10 protein-coding genes are annotated in these 13,663 nt (G+C 69.3%); 5 read left to right on the top strand and 5 right to left on the bottom strand.

Annotation, left to right across the window (positions count from 1 at the left end; translation table 11 throughout):
• Positions 1 to 33 precede the first annotated feature (33 nt).
• Both ACWDGI_RS40570 and ACWDGI_RS40565 read right to left on the bottom strand, forming a co-directional pair.
• Positions 34 to 1,026: a 3-oxoacyl-ACP synthase III family protein gene (locus ACWDGI_RS40570; RefSeq protein ID WP_450768049.1), complete on the bottom strand. Its 993-nt coding sequence runs from the start codon at positions 1,024 to 1,026 to the stop codon at positions 34 to 36.
• Positions 1,026 to 2,096, bottom strand: a complete 1,071-nt coding sequence (locus ACWDGI_RS40565; protein WP_450768048.1) for a ketoacyl-ACP synthase III family protein — start codon at positions 2,094 to 2,096, stop codon at positions 1,026 to 1,028. Before ACWDGI_RS40565 ends, ACWDGI_RS40570 begins: the two co-directional genes overlap by 1 nt.
• 1,033 nt (positions 2,097 to 3,129) lie before the next feature.
• Here ACWDGI_RS40565 and ACWDGI_RS40560 point away from each other — a divergent pair.
• The 3 genes from ACWDGI_RS40560 (at position 3,130) to ACWDGI_RS40550 (ending at position 8,233) form a co-directional block, all read left to right on the top strand.
• Positions 3,130 to 4,599 (top strand): MFS transporter, encoded by a 1,470-nt coding sequence (locus tag ACWDGI_RS40560; RefSeq protein ID WP_450768047.1) that lies wholly within the window; start codon positions 3,130 to 3,132, stop codon positions 4,597 to 4,599.
• A 612-nt stretch (positions 4,600 to 5,211) separates the two neighbouring features.
• The gene (locus ACWDGI_RS40555) at positions 5,212 to 7,128 is read left to right on the top strand and encodes a 2-oxoacid:acceptor oxidoreductase subunit alpha (protein WP_450768119.1); all 1,917 of its coding nucleotides are present in this window, start codon (positions 5,212 to 5,214) and stop codon (positions 7,126 to 7,128) included.
• Positions 7,121 to 8,233, top strand: a complete 1,113-nt coding sequence (locus ACWDGI_RS40550) for a 2-oxoacid:ferredoxin oxidoreductase subunit beta (RefSeq protein WP_450768046.1) — start codon at positions 7,121 to 7,123, stop codon at positions 8,231 to 8,233. The genes ACWDGI_RS40555 and ACWDGI_RS40550 overlap by 8 nt, the downstream gene beginning before the upstream one ends.
• Before the next feature lie 95 nt (positions 8,234 to 8,328).
• Here the strand turns inward: ACWDGI_RS40550 and ACWDGI_RS40545 are convergent, their stop codons facing one another.
• Positions 8,329 to 9,780, bottom strand: coding sequence for a glycoside hydrolase family 76 protein (locus ACWDGI_RS40545; protein ID WP_450768045.1), 1,452 nt, complete (start codon positions 9,778 to 9,780; stop codon positions 8,329 to 8,331).
• 104 nt (positions 9,781 to 9,884) lie between these two features.
• Positions 9,885 to 10,013, bottom strand: a complete 129-nt coding sequence (locus ACWDGI_RS40540) for a hypothetical protein (RefSeq protein WP_450768044.1) — start codon at positions 10,011 to 10,013, stop codon at positions 9,885 to 9,887.
• Between the two features lie 469 nt (positions 10,014 to 10,482).
• Here ACWDGI_RS40540 and ACWDGI_RS40535 point away from each other — a divergent pair, with 469 nt between their 5' ends.
• Positions 10,483 to 10,845, top strand: a complete 363-nt coding sequence (locus ACWDGI_RS40535) for a hypothetical protein (RefSeq protein WP_450768043.1) — start codon at positions 10,483 to 10,485, stop codon at positions 10,843 to 10,845.
• 605 nt (positions 10,846 to 11,450) lie between these two features.
• Here the strand turns inward: ACWDGI_RS40535 and ACWDGI_RS40530 are convergent.
• Entirely contained in the window at positions 11,451 to 12,656 is a 1,206-nt protein-coding gene (locus ACWDGI_RS40530; RefSeq protein ID WP_450768042.1) for a cytochrome P450, read from the bottom strand.
• Positions 12,657 to 13,176: 520 nt separating this feature from the next.
• On the opposite strand from ACWDGI_RS40530, the gene ACWDGI_RS40525 reads away from it, so the two are divergent.
• Entirely contained in the window at positions 13,177 to 13,626 is a 450-nt protein-coding gene (locus tag ACWDGI_RS40525; RefSeq protein WP_450768041.1) for a hypothetical protein, read from the top strand.
• Positions 13,627 to 13,663 lie beyond the last annotated feature (37 nt).

The raw sequence follows: 13,663 nt of genomic DNA, 5'->3' as shown, positions 1-13,663 counted from the left end.
TGCATGGTTTGCAGCGGTGTCGCGGGGGAGGGGTCAGTACCAGCGGACGACCACGGCCCCCGCCGTCATGCCGCCGCCCACTCCGGCCAGCACCAGGCGCTCGCCCCGCCGGAACGGCCGGAGTTCGTTCTCCGCGCGCAGGGTGAGCGGGATGGAGGCCGTGGCGGTGTTGCCGAACTGCGGTGCGGTCAGCGGCACCCGGTCGGGGTCGACGCCGAGTTCACGCGTACACGCCTCCACCAGGCGGGTGTTGGCCTGGTGCAGGATGAAGCGGTCCACGTCCGCCAGCCGGATCCCGGCCGAGTCGAGCGCCTCGCCGACGACCTTGGGCAGCACGCCGAGCGCGTAGTCGCGCACCTCGCGGCCCCGCATGCGGAACAGGTGTTCGCCGGCCTCCCGGCTGCGGGCGTCCAGCGGCGTACGGGTGCCGCCGGCCGGCACCTCGACCAGCTCGCGGTGTTCGCCGTGGGCGACCAGCCGCCAGCCCAGCACGCCGTATCCGTCGGGCACCGGACCGAGCAGCACCGCACCGGCCCCGTCGCCGAAGAGGCTGACGGTGCGCCGGTCGGAGCGGTTCATCAGCGAGGAGTACATGTCGGCGCCGACCACCAGAGCGTGGTCGCCGCCCTCCCCGGCCAGCCGCGCCGACAGCATCGAGTCGGCGACCGCCAGCGCGTAGAGGAAGCCCGAGCACACCGCGTTGACGTCGAACGCCGGAACGCCGGACAGGCCCAGCTTGTTCTGCAGGATCGCCCCGGTGGAGGGCTGCGGCTGGTCGGGCGTCGACGTGGCCACGACCATCACACCGAGCCGGGCCACCGCCTCAGGCAGCGCCCCCAGCGCCTCGCGCGCGGCGTGCAGGGCCAGGTCGGAGGTGACGGTGCCGGGCTCCCGGTACCTGCGCTCCAGGATGCCGGTCCGCTCGACGATCCAGTTCTCCTCCGCGCCCGTCCACTCGGCGACCTGTGCGTTGTCTATGACCAGCGGCGGCACGTGGCCGCCCAGGCCGAGGAATCCGAAGCCCATCACACGTCCTTCGCCGTAGCCTGGCCCTGCGATGTCCCGCCCGGTACCTGGACGACGGCGCAGGCCCAGGTCCAGGCCGCCCCACCGCTGATCACCAACGCGACGTCGCCCGGCTCGAGCGGCACCCGGTCCCGCATGTCGGCCAGGTTCGCCAGGAAGTCCCCGCACCCCAGGTGGCCGGTGGCGGAACCGAACCGCAGGGCCTCGGCCTTGAGCAGCTCGTCGAGCACCGGGCCGTAGATGGAGTCCAGCAGGCTCGCCCCGAGCCGCGGCAGGGCGATGTACTTGATCCGAGGGTCGTCGGGCTCCAGCCCCGCGTCGTGCAGGCTGTCCGCGATCACCTTGCGGATGTTCTGGCCCGCGATGGTCTCGAACTTCGTCCTGCCGTACTCCGCCAGATAGGACTTCTTGGGGGTGCGCAGGTCGATGAAGCCGTCGTGCCACATGGGGGCCGGGCTGAAGTCGTTGCCGTGCCGCATCATCAGCTCGAACTGGGCGTCGGTCGCGGTGGCCAGCGACAGCAGGGCGTAGTCGTCGCGTTCCGCGTCGCCGCGGTGCACCAGCGCCGCGGTCCCCGCGTCACCGAAGCCGAGCCCGTAGTCGGAGGTCCAGCGGTCCATACCCGGCGGGCAGAACCGGTCGCCCGTCGTGACGAGCACGGCACCGAGTCCGGCGTCGGCATCCAGGTGCATCGCGGCCAGCTGCAGGGCCAACGCCCCTGCGTTGCAGCCCTGTTGAACGCCGTAGGGCGTGGCATTGCCGGCGCCCACCGCGTTGGCCACGTAGTGCGGCGGCGACCACATGTCATGGCCCTGGTGGTAGATCCAGGTGTGCAGGACCAGGCCGATGTCGGACGGGCTCCAGCCCGCCCGGCTTATCGCGGCACGGCCGGCCTCCGCCGCCATCTCGGGAGCGGACAGAGCGGCCGAGAAGGGCAGTTGGCTGACACCGAGCCGCTCCGCGTCCGAGTCGGTCAGCTTCCCCGCCGCCACGGCGTCCTCGACGTTCTCGCGGTCTGGTGGAAACCACGCGGTCACGGTCTTGATCCGCAGATCGTTTCCGAATTTCATTCAGGCTCCTTCGAAAGCTCGGGATCCGTAGGGAGTGCGGGTCACCGGCCGACGAGCGGGGGCCGGGTGAGTGCCCGGCAGTTCGCCCGGGCCGGGGAAGAGGGGCACGCCGTACCAGGCGCGGTGCGGTACGCAGGTCCACCACCGGGAGCGGACACTGGCGCACTGGGCCACCAGTGGCTTCCCGCCCAGAGTCGCATACCTTCGCAAAGGTATGTAGCTGCGCCGGAGTGCGGCGTCCGTGAGCGACCACCGGGCCGTGCGGAGCCTGCGGGCAGTGCCTGCGCTGCCTGCGCCACTTTGCGCCACGGCGCCGCAGGAGAGAGGTGACCCCTGTGCAAGTGAGGACGGTCCTCACTTGCACACGGGCGCCGGGGGAGCGGGGGCCGGCGGCCGCCAAAGCCGTCCGCGGCGCGCTCGCCGCTCTGTCGTGCCCCGGACATCTTCCAGTGCCTTGTCGTCAACTGGACCGGATCCACTGCGTCATCGCCAACTGGACCGGATCCACTGCGTCATCGCCAACTGGACCGGATCCACTGCGTCATCGCCAACTGGACCGGATCCACTGCCTCATCGCCACCCTGGATCGGATTCACGGCGTCACCGCCGCCTGGATCGGATCCACCTGCCATCTGTTGGCGGAGCCATCCCGTGGCGGCCCCGGACACCATCTGGCAGTGCATTACCGGCACGGCCCCACCGACACGGCCCTACCCACACAGCCCTACCGGCACGGCCCTACCGACACGGCCCTACCTACAACGCACCGCCGGCGCCGATATCGGCTCGGTGAGGGTGACTTGGTGGCAGCCGGGGCCCTGCAATACACCGCTGGCGGTCCGCGTGATCGTCGAGGGGGCCCGCTGCCTCGCACCACGGTGTCAGTGACCTCAACTGCATGACCTTTGTGCGCAGTTGACTCGTCCAGCTGCCGTCTCCAGATTTACATACCTTCACGAAGGGATTATTCTCAGGCGTGGAATCCACCTCGGGCGGCCACCGCCCCGCTCACCCCGAAGGAAGAAGCCACACCATGGCCACCTCAGACTCCCGATCGCCACGGTGGGCCGGGTACACACTCGCCCTGCTGGCGTTCACTCAGTTCATCGTCACCATCGACTACAACATCGTCTATGTGGCGCTGCCGGACATCGGTAGCCAGCTCGGCTTCTCCGCACAGTCGCTGCAGTGGGTCGTCAGCGCCTATTCGGTCGCGCTCGGCGGACTGCTGCTGTTCGGAGGCCGTGCGGCCGACCGGATCGGCCCGCGGCGCATGCTGGTCATCGGTCTGGTCATCTATGCGCTCTCCTCTCTCACCGGCGGACTCGCGAAGAACGCCGGGCTCCTGGTGGCCGCTCGTGCGATTCAGGGCGTGGGCGGTGCGCTGCTGACGCCGGCGACGCTGATGCTCGTCTTCACCACGTTCGCTCCGGGCCCTGAGCGCAACCGGGCCACATCCGTCTGGGGCGCCGTGGGCAGCGCGGGCCTGGCCGCGGGCTCGCTGCTCGGCGGCGTGCTGACCAGTGCCTTCGGCTGGAGCTGGGTCTTCTTCGTCAACGTCCCGCTCGCACTGATCACGGCGTTCGCCGCCACCCGGATCCTGCCGCCCGACCGCCCGCTCGGCACCGGCCGCAGCTTCGACGCCGTCGGAGCCGTGGTCGCCACCATCGGTTCGACACTGCTGGTGTTCGGTCTGGTCAGCGGTCCGGCCAAGGGCTGGGGATCGATCGAGGGCGCCGGCGCCCTGGCGGTCGGCGCGCTGCTGCTGGCAGTCTTCGTGCTGATCGAGAAGCGGTCCACCGACCCGCTGGTGCCGCTGAAGCTGTTCCGCCTGCGGGGCCTGAACGTCCCCATGCTGGCGCTGATCGTCTTCCAGGCCTCTCTGGGCGGTACGTACTACCTGCTCACCACCTACCTGCAGACAGTGCTCAACTACAGCCCGGTGGCCGCCGGCATCGCTTTCCTGCCGCCGACCGTGATCTGCATGGCGGTGGCGATGAAGCTCAACGCCCGGGTGCTGGGCGTGCTCGGGGTCCGTACGACGCTCTTCCTCGGTACGGTCGGTACCGCCGTGGGGTTGGCCGCGATCATCGCCGGCATGTCCACGCACGGCTCCTACTGGGCACTGCTGCCGGGGATCGCGATCTGGGGCGCCGGCGGCGGCTTCGCCTTCCCCTCGCTCTTCGTCGCGGTGGCGTCCTCGGGGGCCGAACCGGCCCAGCAGGGGGTCGCCTCGGCGCTCGCCTCCACGTGCCGTCAGATCGGCGGCGCCCTCGGCCTCGCGGCCCTGGTCGCGGTGGCGAACTCCCACGCCGGCCACAACCCCGGCCCCCACGCGCTGGTCGGCGGGCTTCGGATGGCAGGGTGGGTCGCCGCCACGGGGACACTCGCCGGTGCCTTCATCGGACTCGGCCTGAAGAAGCAGCCCCGGCCGGCTCCCGAGCCTGCCACCCCTGCGGCGCCGACGACGGAAGTCGCCGATCCTGCCACGCAGGCGGGCTGACGCCGCCTCAGCCGAATGCCCAATGCCCAATGTTGAGCTGGCGTTAGCAGGACGCGGAGGACCGTGAGCGAGGTCCGGGCCTGCGGTCGGCCGCCCGCAGCGTCCTTGCCGGGGGCGCCGCACGGCCGGTGAGCAGGCCGGCGGCCATCACACCGGTACGGCATTGGGACGGCAGCGCCGGACGGCGTCCCGGACCCGGTCGCCGTCCGCACACGCAGCAACGAGGCTCTCGTGCCGAGGGTCCGAGGCACCATGCACCTCTGCCCGCGGTACGGAAGCCTCGTGCGTGGCGGCAGGACGGGTCCCGGCCCCCGCATCCTCCTCCGCCCGGCCGGTCACCGGTACCCCGACGCCAATCGACGCCAATCGACGCCAATCGACGCCAATCGACGCCAATCGACGCCAATCGACGCCAATCGACGCCAATCGACGCCAATCGACGTCAATCGACGGCAACCGACGGCAACCGACGGCCGAGACGAGGGCAGCGATCCGCTCGGCCGCCCCCCTCCCGCCGGGGCCGCGGCACGATCCGCTCTCCCGGGGTTGCGGCCGCGCACGGCGTTCTCCGGCGCCGTGACCTGCGAGATCAAGAATGTCAGGAGCTTCCCGATGCTTGTCCAGAACAGCCTGTCTGCCGAGGTCGAGGTGCCTCCCACGAAGGAGGTCCGCCGTCTGGGCCGGGTGATCATCCGGTTCGCGGGGGACTCCGGGGACGGCATGCAGTTGACGGGCGATCGCTTTACGTCGGAGACCGCCTCGTTCGGTAACGACCTGTCCACGCTGCCGAATTTCCCCGCGGAGATCCGAGCACCGGCAGGCACGCTGCCGGGCGTGTCCTCCTTCCAGTTGCACTTCGCCGATCACGACATCCTCACGCCGGGCGACGCGCCGAACGTCCTGGTCGCGATGAACCCGGCCGCTCTGAAGGCGAACCTGCCGGATGTGCCGCGCGGCGCGGAGATCATCGTCAACACCGACGAGTTCACCACGCGCGCGCTGGCGAAGGTCGGATATCAGGCAAGCCCGCTTGAGGACGGCTCCCTGGACGGCTACAGCGTGCATCCGGTACCGCTGGGGACGCTGACGGTGGAGGCGCTGAAGGAGTTCGGGCTGTCCCGCAAGGACGCCGACCGGTCGAAGAACATGTTCGCGCTGGGTCTGCTGTCGTGGATGTACCACCGGCCCACCGAGGGCACGGAAGCCTTCCTGCGGAGCAAGTTCGCCAAGAAGCCGGAAATCGCCGCGGCGAATATCGCCGCCTTCCGGGCGGGCTGGAACTTCGGCGAGACGACCGAGGACTTCGCGGTCTCGTATGAGGTGGCTCCGGCCGCGAAGGCCTTCCCGCCGGGTACGTACCGTTCTGTCTCCGGCAATCTGGCGCTGTCGTACGGGCTGGTGGCGGCCGGGCGGCTGGCCGATCTGCCGCTGTTCCTCGGTTCGTATCCGATCACGCCGGCCTCCGACATCCTGCACGAGTTGTCCAAGCACAAGAACTTCGGTGTCCGGACCTTCCAGGCCGAGGACGAGATCGCAGGGATCGGCGCAGCGCTGGGCGCGGCCTTCGGCGGCTCGCTGGGCGTGACGACGACCTCGGGTCCGGGTATCGCGCTGAAGTCGGAGACCATCGGCTTGGCGGTCTCACTGGAGCTGCCGCTGCTGATCATCGACATCCAGCGGGGCGGCCCGTCGACCGGGCTGCCGACCAAGACCGAGCAGGCGGATCTGCTGCAGGCGATGTTCGGCCGCAACGGTGAGGCGCCGGTACCGGTGATCGCCCCGGCCACCCCGTCGGACTGCTTCACCGCCGCGTTGGACGCCGCCCGGATCGCACTGACCTACCGCACCCCCGTGCTGCTGCTGTCGGACGGCTATCTCGCCAACGGCTCCGAACCCTGGCGGATCCCGGAAACCGATGAGCTGCCGGACCTGCGGGTGCAGTTCGCCTCCCGGCCGAACCACACCCTGGACGACGGCACCGAGGTCTTCTGGCCGTACAAACGAGACCCGCAGACACTCGCCCGTCCGTGGGCGATCCCGGGCACGCCCGGTCTCGAACACCGTATCGGCGGCATCGAGAAGCAGGACGGTACGGGCAACATCTCCTACGACCCCGCCAACCACGACTTCATGGTCCGTACCCGGCAGGCCAAGATCGACGGCATCGACGTCCCGGACATCGAGGTCGACAACCCGGGTGCCGCCGCCGGTGACGGGGCGAAGCTGCTGGTCCTGGGCTGGGGCTCCACCTACGGTCCGATCACCGCCGCCGTCCGCCGCGTCCGCGCCGCAGGCCAGAAGGTCGCGCAGGCCCACCTGCGGCACATCAACCCCTGCCCGGCCAATCTCGGCGAGATCCTCACCGCCTACGACAAGGTGATCATTCCCGAGATGAACATGGGCCAGCTCGCCACGCTCATCCGCGCCAAGTACCTGGTCGACGCCCAGTCCTGCACGCAGGTCAACGGCATGCCGTTCAAGGCCGAGCAACTCGCCCACGCTCTCGAGGAGGCCATCCACCATGGCTGACACCGCTACGAAGGCGCCGGTGACCGACGCGCTGTCCCTGGTGCCGAAGTCCGACGGCCCGCAGTCCATGAAGGACTTCAAGTCCGACCAGGAGGTGCGCTGGTGCCCCGGCTGCGGTGACTACGCCGTCCTCGCCGCCGTGCAGGGCTTCATGCCCCAGCTCCGCCTGGCGAAGGAGAACATCGTCTTCGTCTCGGGCATCGGCTGCTCGTCCCGCTTCCCGTACTACATGAACACGTACGGCATGCACTCGATCCACGGGCGCGCGCCGGCGATCGCGACCGGACTCGCCACGTCCAGGCGGGACTTGAGCGTGTGGGTGGTGACGGGCGACGGGGATGCGTTGTCGATCGGCGGCAACCACCTCATCCACGCCCTGCGCCGGAACGTGAACCTGAAGATCCTGCTCTTCAACAACCGGATCTACGGCCTTACGAAGGGTCAGTACTCGCCGACCTCGGAGGTCGGCAAGATCACCAAATCGACCCCGATGGGCTCCCTCGACACCCCCTTCAACCCCATCTCCCTCGCCCTGGGCGCCGAGTCCTCCTTCGTCGCCCGCACCGTCGACTCCGACCGCAAACACCTCACCGACGTCCTGCGGCAGGCCGCCGCCCACCCCGGCACCGCCCTGGTGGAGATCTACCAGAACTGCAACATCTTCAACGACGGCGCCTTCGAAGTCCTCAAGGACAAGGAACAGGCCCAGGAGGCTGTCATCCGCCTCGAGCACGGCGAGCCCATCCGCTTCGGCACGCCCCTTGCGGACGAAAGAGGCGCCAAGGGCGTCGTTCGGGACCTGGCCACCGGCGACCTTAAGATCGTCGACGTCACGCCGGAGAACGCGGCGCGGATCCTGGTCCACGACGCCCACGCGACGTCCCCGACCACGGCCTTCGCGCTCTCCCGCCTCGCCGACCCGGACACCCTGCACCACACCCCCATCGGCGTCCTGCGCTCGGTCCACCGCCCGGTCTACGACACCGAGATGGCAGAGCAGCTCGACACCGCTGTCGAGCAGCAGGGCAAGGGCAACCTCGCCGCCCTCCTCGCCGGCGGCGACACCTGGACTGTGCGACCGACTCCGGGCAGCCGCCCGCTATGACAGCAGACGACGCCGCCCAGCGATGGGGCGATGACCACCGTCGCCTCGCTCGGCGTCGACGGCGCCAGCCGCACCGCCCGAGCGGGCTTGCCCGCCTAAGAAGCGGCGTTCATGAGATCGAGGGCGCTGTGCTGTCGGGCGGCATCGGTGGTGTCCACGGGGCCGTACCAGTGGAGGCCGTACTGGTCCAGGACGTTGCGGTCGCTGCTGTAGGCGAGGTTGGCCTGGCGCTGCAGGTAGGCGGTGTAGGGGTGGTCGGTCAGTGCGCTGTTGAGCTGTGCCAGGCCCCGGACGTCGGCGCCCTTGAAGGAAGGTCCGTCGGCTCCGCAACTGCCCGTTTCGCAGGGGTCCTTCAGGATGCCGTCGGCGGTGTTGAGCTGCGTCGAGGTGGTGTTGGCGTCGGCGATACGCCGGGCGGTGTCCAGCACGGCGCTGTCACCGGTGGCGGTGTGGAGCTCGGTGAGGGCCGCGATGAGGACACCCTGGTTGTAGGACCAGACAGTGGCGTCGCCGGTCTTGCAGGTGGACAGTGACAGGCCGTCGGAGACGGTGTTGTTGGAGGTGATGAGACCGGTGCCCTTCAGCCAGGACCATGCGGCCTGGCCCCGGCCCAGGTAGACGGTGTCACCCGGGATTCGGTTGTGCAGTGCCGCGTTGAGCTGAATGTAGAGGGAGTTGGGGATGGCGTTCTTCGTCGACTTCGCCGTGCTCCAGTACACCCCGCCACCGCAGGTGGAGTCCCAGTACGACGCCATGTAGTCCGCGTCCGCTCGCGCCGTGTCGAGGTAACGGCTGTCCTTGGTGAGATCGTAGGCCGCCACCCAGGCAAGGCCCCACCAGCCCGTGTCGTCGATGTAGGAGTTTCTGAACTGACCACTCTGGGCGTTGATGTTGAGGTCGTAGGTCCGTCCGACGGCGTACTGGTAACTCGTGATGCCGGTCTTGCGGATATTGCCGATCAGGGATGTCAGCGCGTTGGCCGAGTTCCACCAGCCGGTCGTCGAGAACAGCCCGGTCCCGTAGTCGTAGAACTCCATGAGTGCGGTGGCCGCGGCACCGCGGCGGTCCGCGGCATTCCAGGTGGTACGGGCCCAGGGCGTGCACGCGATGTCGGCCCGGTCGCCTGCCTTGCCGCAGGCCCGCAGGGCCCCCACCCCGTGGTTGGCCCAGTCGTCGGCGTTGTACATCAGGGTGCGCCATCCCCGCTGACCGGACGGGATGGTGGTGTCACCCAGTCGGCTGCCCGAACTCCATGTGCGGCCGCCGTCGAAGGACCGGTCGAGCCAGACTTCGTCCGTGGGGCTTCCGTTGTCGATCGAGGCCCAGCCCATGTCATCGCTGTCGTCCATGTGCAGCGTGATGGAGCGCGAGAAGAGGGTGGTGGTGACGGGCATACGGTCGCCGGGGGAGAGCGCGGGATCCCTGCCGTCGCAGTACTTGTCGCACACGGTGCCGGCGGCCTGGGCCGCGCCGGGCACGAGGACGGCGGACATCGTTGTCATCACGCTGAGGGCGAGAGTGGTGATGACGGTGCGGAGGAGATGCATGTGAACTCCTGTGGGGGGTATGGCGCGCCATGCTGTGCTCGCGGACGGGGGGAGGGGCACAGGGCTGGGTCGAAGCTGCCGGCGTGCGGTCTGCTGTCAGCTGCTCAGCCACGGTGCCGCTTCGTGCGGGTGGTGAAGGCGGCTCGGCAGGCCGGGAGTTGGCCGGGCACCCGGCTGGTGCGGGTGACCGGATCGGTCGTGGGGTCCTTGGCCGGTGCGGGGCTGAAGGCCATCGTGTGCAGCCGGTGTCGGATGCGCCGCCTTGGTCTGTGCCCACAGTCCCGCCCGTAGGATCGGAAAATTGCATGCGCCTGTCAATGGCCAAGTTCCCTCTACTGCCCCTGGAGGCGTCTTGCCAGGGAGGTTTCGGTACCCCAGCCGGACAACGCCTGCTGGCACGTGTGCCGAGGCTCCCGTGCACCGGCAAGAGCAACACGCAGCGGCCGCCGGGCCGGGCAATAAGGGCCTGGCCGCCCCGCGTTCGAATCTCGGAGACTGGAAGTCAAGCCGGCTCTGACCACATACGTGCACTGACTCGGGTAGCCGGACCCCTAATCACATGGGGCGGTAATCTCTGCGCTCGGCCGGATGTTCCGCCGGGCAGTCGAAGGGAAGCGGGCAATGGGGGCTGCGGGGCAGGTCGGGACTGGGGCGCGATCTGAGAGAGAGCGGAGCCTGCTGCCGGCCGTTGGGATGTTCATCGTGCTCGCCGCGGTGCTGGAGCGCTGTCTGTCGGTGGTCAGGGGACCGGAAACGTACATACTCTGCGATGACCTTGTAGCGCTGTCCAGACGGCTCGACCGGGAAGCAAGCGTGAACCGGTGGCTCCTGCTGGCCGGCCTCGTGCTGTCCGTGGCCGCCCTGGTCATCCCACACGTGCGCCGCGGACGAGTTCTTCCCGTGCTCATGCTGTCGTCGGTTCTGATCTCGGTCGTTCTGGCGGACGACTATGCGGCGCGTGCGGATGCCGTCGCCTTGCGGATCTCGACATCCCAGACTTGCGACGAACCCACGAACGTCTACAACACTTCCCGAGGCTGGTTCAACTGGAATCCACTCGGCTGACCGTGCGCGAACTCGCTGCGGATGCGGACACGTTCCCTGCGTTCGGCGGCCTGGACGTCACGGTGCCCGCCGTTCGCCGCGTTACGCCACCGGAGGTAGGCGGGTCGGGGCGCGGCACCGTCCGACCTTGACGGAGGCCTTCACGGCCGTCGCTGACGGGCTGCACGGTCCCTTCTTGCTGGCCAACGGAAACAGCAGCACGGGCCGGTCGTCGGAGGGACAGGGGTCGCCGGAGGGACGGGTAAAGGGCCGCGGGCGTGCCGCGGGGGCCGCGCAGTGGGCTCAGGTGGTGCTCCGGCGCCGCCTCGCTGTGGCCGGTGGTGGTGCCGGAGACGAGGCCCCGGCACCACCACTGTTCACCGGCCGCGTGTCTACGTTGGCTACGACTCAGGCGGCGCCACGCCGCAGGCACGCGCATTTCACCGTCTGCGTCACCGCGCTGCTGCCGGCGTCGGCCACGGTGACGCGCAGCCGAGAACCCCCACCGGTCGCTTGTGCCGACCGGGGATGACGTGTCAGGTTCGCGGTGTGGCTGCTACGAGGTGAGGGACTGGGTGTGCCTGCCGGGCTCGGGGTGGGTGTGTGACTGGATCAGTGCGAGGCCCTTACCAGGCGACGGGCAGCTCGATCGGGAAGCGCCGGATGGTCTCGGTGTCCCAGCGGATTTCCTGAGGTGGGACCGCGAGCCGCAGACCGGGGAACCGGTCCAGCAGCCGTCCGATGGCTACTTCCAGTTCTGCCATGGCCAGGGGTACGGCGATGCAGCGGTGCCCGCCCCAGCCGAAGGTCATGTGCGGTGCCGAGGGCCGGTCGGGGTCGATGGACTGCGGGTCCGGGTATCGCTGGGGGTCGCGGTTCGCCGTCAGGTACGACACATGGACGAAGTCGCCCTTTCTGATCCGTACCCCGGCCATCTCCACGTCCTCCCGTGCCACACGGGGAATGCCGACTCCCTTGCGGAAAGGGATGACGCGAAGCAGCTCGTTCAGGACGTCCGTGAGGGTCTCCGGCCGGCTGCGCAGGCGTTTCATCAGTTCGGGCCGGGTCAGGAGGAGGTAGCAGATGTCGCTGATCTGGCAGGTGGCCGTGTCCTGCCCGCTGAGCGTCAGCGTGAGCGCCATCACGGCCACTTCCTGGTCGTCGAGTGCGTCCTCGCCGTCCTTCGCGGTGGCCAACGCGCTGATCAGGTCGTCGCCGGGAGAACTCCGCCGCTGTTCGACCAGTGCGGTGAAGTAGTCGCGCAGTTCGGTCTTGGCGGCTGCGGCGGTCGTGCGGCTGTCCGGGCCGGTGGCGAGGAGTCGCTGCAGGTTCTGCTGCATCCGGCTCCAGTCGCCCTGGGGAATGCCGAACAGGTCGAAGACGGTGTGCTGGGGGAGTGGGTTCGACAGATGGCCTACGAGGTCCGCCGGCGGTCCCTGCTCGGCCATCTCGTCGAGCAGGGCGTCCGCGAGACGGGTGATCCTTGCTCGCATTGCGTCCACCCGCCGCTGGGTGAACGCCTGCGACGCCAGGTGGCGCAGGCGGCTGCTGTGCGGCGGGTCCATCACATTGATCGACTCGGCGGAGACGATGGGCTCCGGCGTCAGCCGGGGGAAGTCGGACCCCATGATCCCCGCCCGGCTGAACCGCTGATCGGTGGTCACCTGCTGCACCCCCTCGAAGCCGGTGACCAGCCAGGCATCGGCGGCACCGTAGGGCAGCCGTATCCGGGCGATGGAACCACGGTCCATGAGCGCCGTCAGGGAGGGATCGAACTCCAAGCCCTCGCTGAAGTCGAACGGACAGGTGATTGCTTCGTCGCCTGAGGTCATCGCACTGTTCTCCCTGGTTCGCCGACTTTGCTATTTCATGGATATGTCACTCGGCGCCATCGGGCCACCGCTGTGCGTCCGGTGCGCTTTCCCGCCCCGATTCCCGAGTGGCCGGCGGACAGCGGAGTTGGTACACGGAGTCGCGCCGCTGGAGCCGCATGTGTCCGTCGTTCGGGCGGCGTGGAGAGTGATGGGCCACAGGAGGGTGATCGGGGCAGCCCTGTTCCGGAAGCGGACTGGGACCGCCGGCGTGATCCTCCAGAGCGTTTCGGCAGCGTTTCGGCAGGTGGAAGGCGGTCCACGAACGAAACGCACGGCCGGCACCCCGGGCTGCGCGGCGAGCGGCCTCGACCAGTTCCTCCACGCCCGGGACCAGTAGCCCGGCAGCGCCGCCGCGCTGTCCGCCGACGCGTCGGGCGGTGCGACCCTGACGACCGCAATGCCCTGGGGCGTCCACCCCCTGTACGTCGAGTCGGTGGCCGCGCCGGGCCATGCTCCCCGCCCCCCGCCCCCCGCCCATATGCTCGCCGTCCTGTTCCAGCTCCCGCTCGCCCCCACCGCCCTCACCCTCAGTGCCCCGGCTGTCTCGGCCCGGGCGGCGTGGCCGAACGTCGCGGGACAGCTCGCCAGGGGCTTCGACACGACCGACATGCCGTATGAGTACGGGCTGCTCACGGCCGAGGCTGGCGAGGCTCTCACGGCGTGGCGCAAGGGCCCGCTCGACCGCGGTGAAGAACTCGCCGACGTCTTCCGCTACCCCACGGCGATCGCGGAGATGCTGGGCGTCGACCTTGGCGAAGCGGCCGAACGAAAGATCGCAAAGAACGCCCGTCATGAGTACACCGCCAGGGCCAACGGCGTACTGCGGCTGAGCACAGCGCCCCGACTCCACCCCGCCGATCGGCTGAGCACAGTCGAGGCAGGCGGCTGCTTGTCGCCGTACCGGTTTCACCACCGTCGCCGGACCTGAAAACGCTCTGAAACCGCGCTGAATGGGGGTTCGGCCA

This window comes from Streptomyces sp. NPDC001220, assembly GCF_053597895.1.
This window is presented reverse-complemented; position numbering and strand designations above follow the sequence as displayed.

Excerpts from the sequence above, each read along its gene's own strand:
- ACWDGI_RS40570 (WP_450768049.1), bottom strand. The coding sequence starts at position 1,026 with ATGGGCTTCGGATTCCTCGGCCTGGGCGGCCACGTGCCGCCGCTGGTC.
- ACWDGI_RS40565 (WP_450768048.1), bottom strand. The coding sequence starts at position 2,096 with ATGAAATTCGGAAACGATCTGCGGATCAAGACCGTGACCGCGTGGTTT.
- ACWDGI_RS40560 (WP_450768047.1), top strand. The coding sequence starts at position 3,130 with ATGGCCACCTCAGACTCCCGATCGCCACGGTGGGCCGGGTACACACTC.
- ACWDGI_RS40555 (WP_450768119.1), top strand. The coding sequence starts at position 5,212 with ATGCTTGTCCAGAACAGCCTGTCTGCCGAGGTCGAGGTGCCTCCCACG.
- ACWDGI_RS40550 (WP_450768046.1), top strand. The coding sequence starts at position 7,121 with ATGGCTGACACCGCTACGAAGGCGCCGGTGACCGACGCGCTGTCCCTG.
- ACWDGI_RS40545 (WP_450768045.1), bottom strand. The coding sequence starts at position 9,780 with ATGCATCTCCTCCGCACCGTCATCACCACTCTCGCCCTCAGCGTGATG.
- ACWDGI_RS40540 (WP_450768044.1), bottom strand. The coding sequence starts at position 10,013 with ATGGCCTTCAGCCCCGCACCGGCCAAGGACCCCACGACCGATCCGGTC.
- ACWDGI_RS40530 (WP_450768042.1), bottom strand. The coding sequence starts at position 12,656 with ATGACCTCAGGCGACGAAGCAATCACCTGTCCGTTCGACTTCAGCGAG.
- ACWDGI_RS40525 (WP_450768041.1), top strand. The coding sequence starts at position 13,177 with ATGCTCGCCGTCCTGTTCCAGCTCCCGCTCGCCCCCACCGCCCTCACC.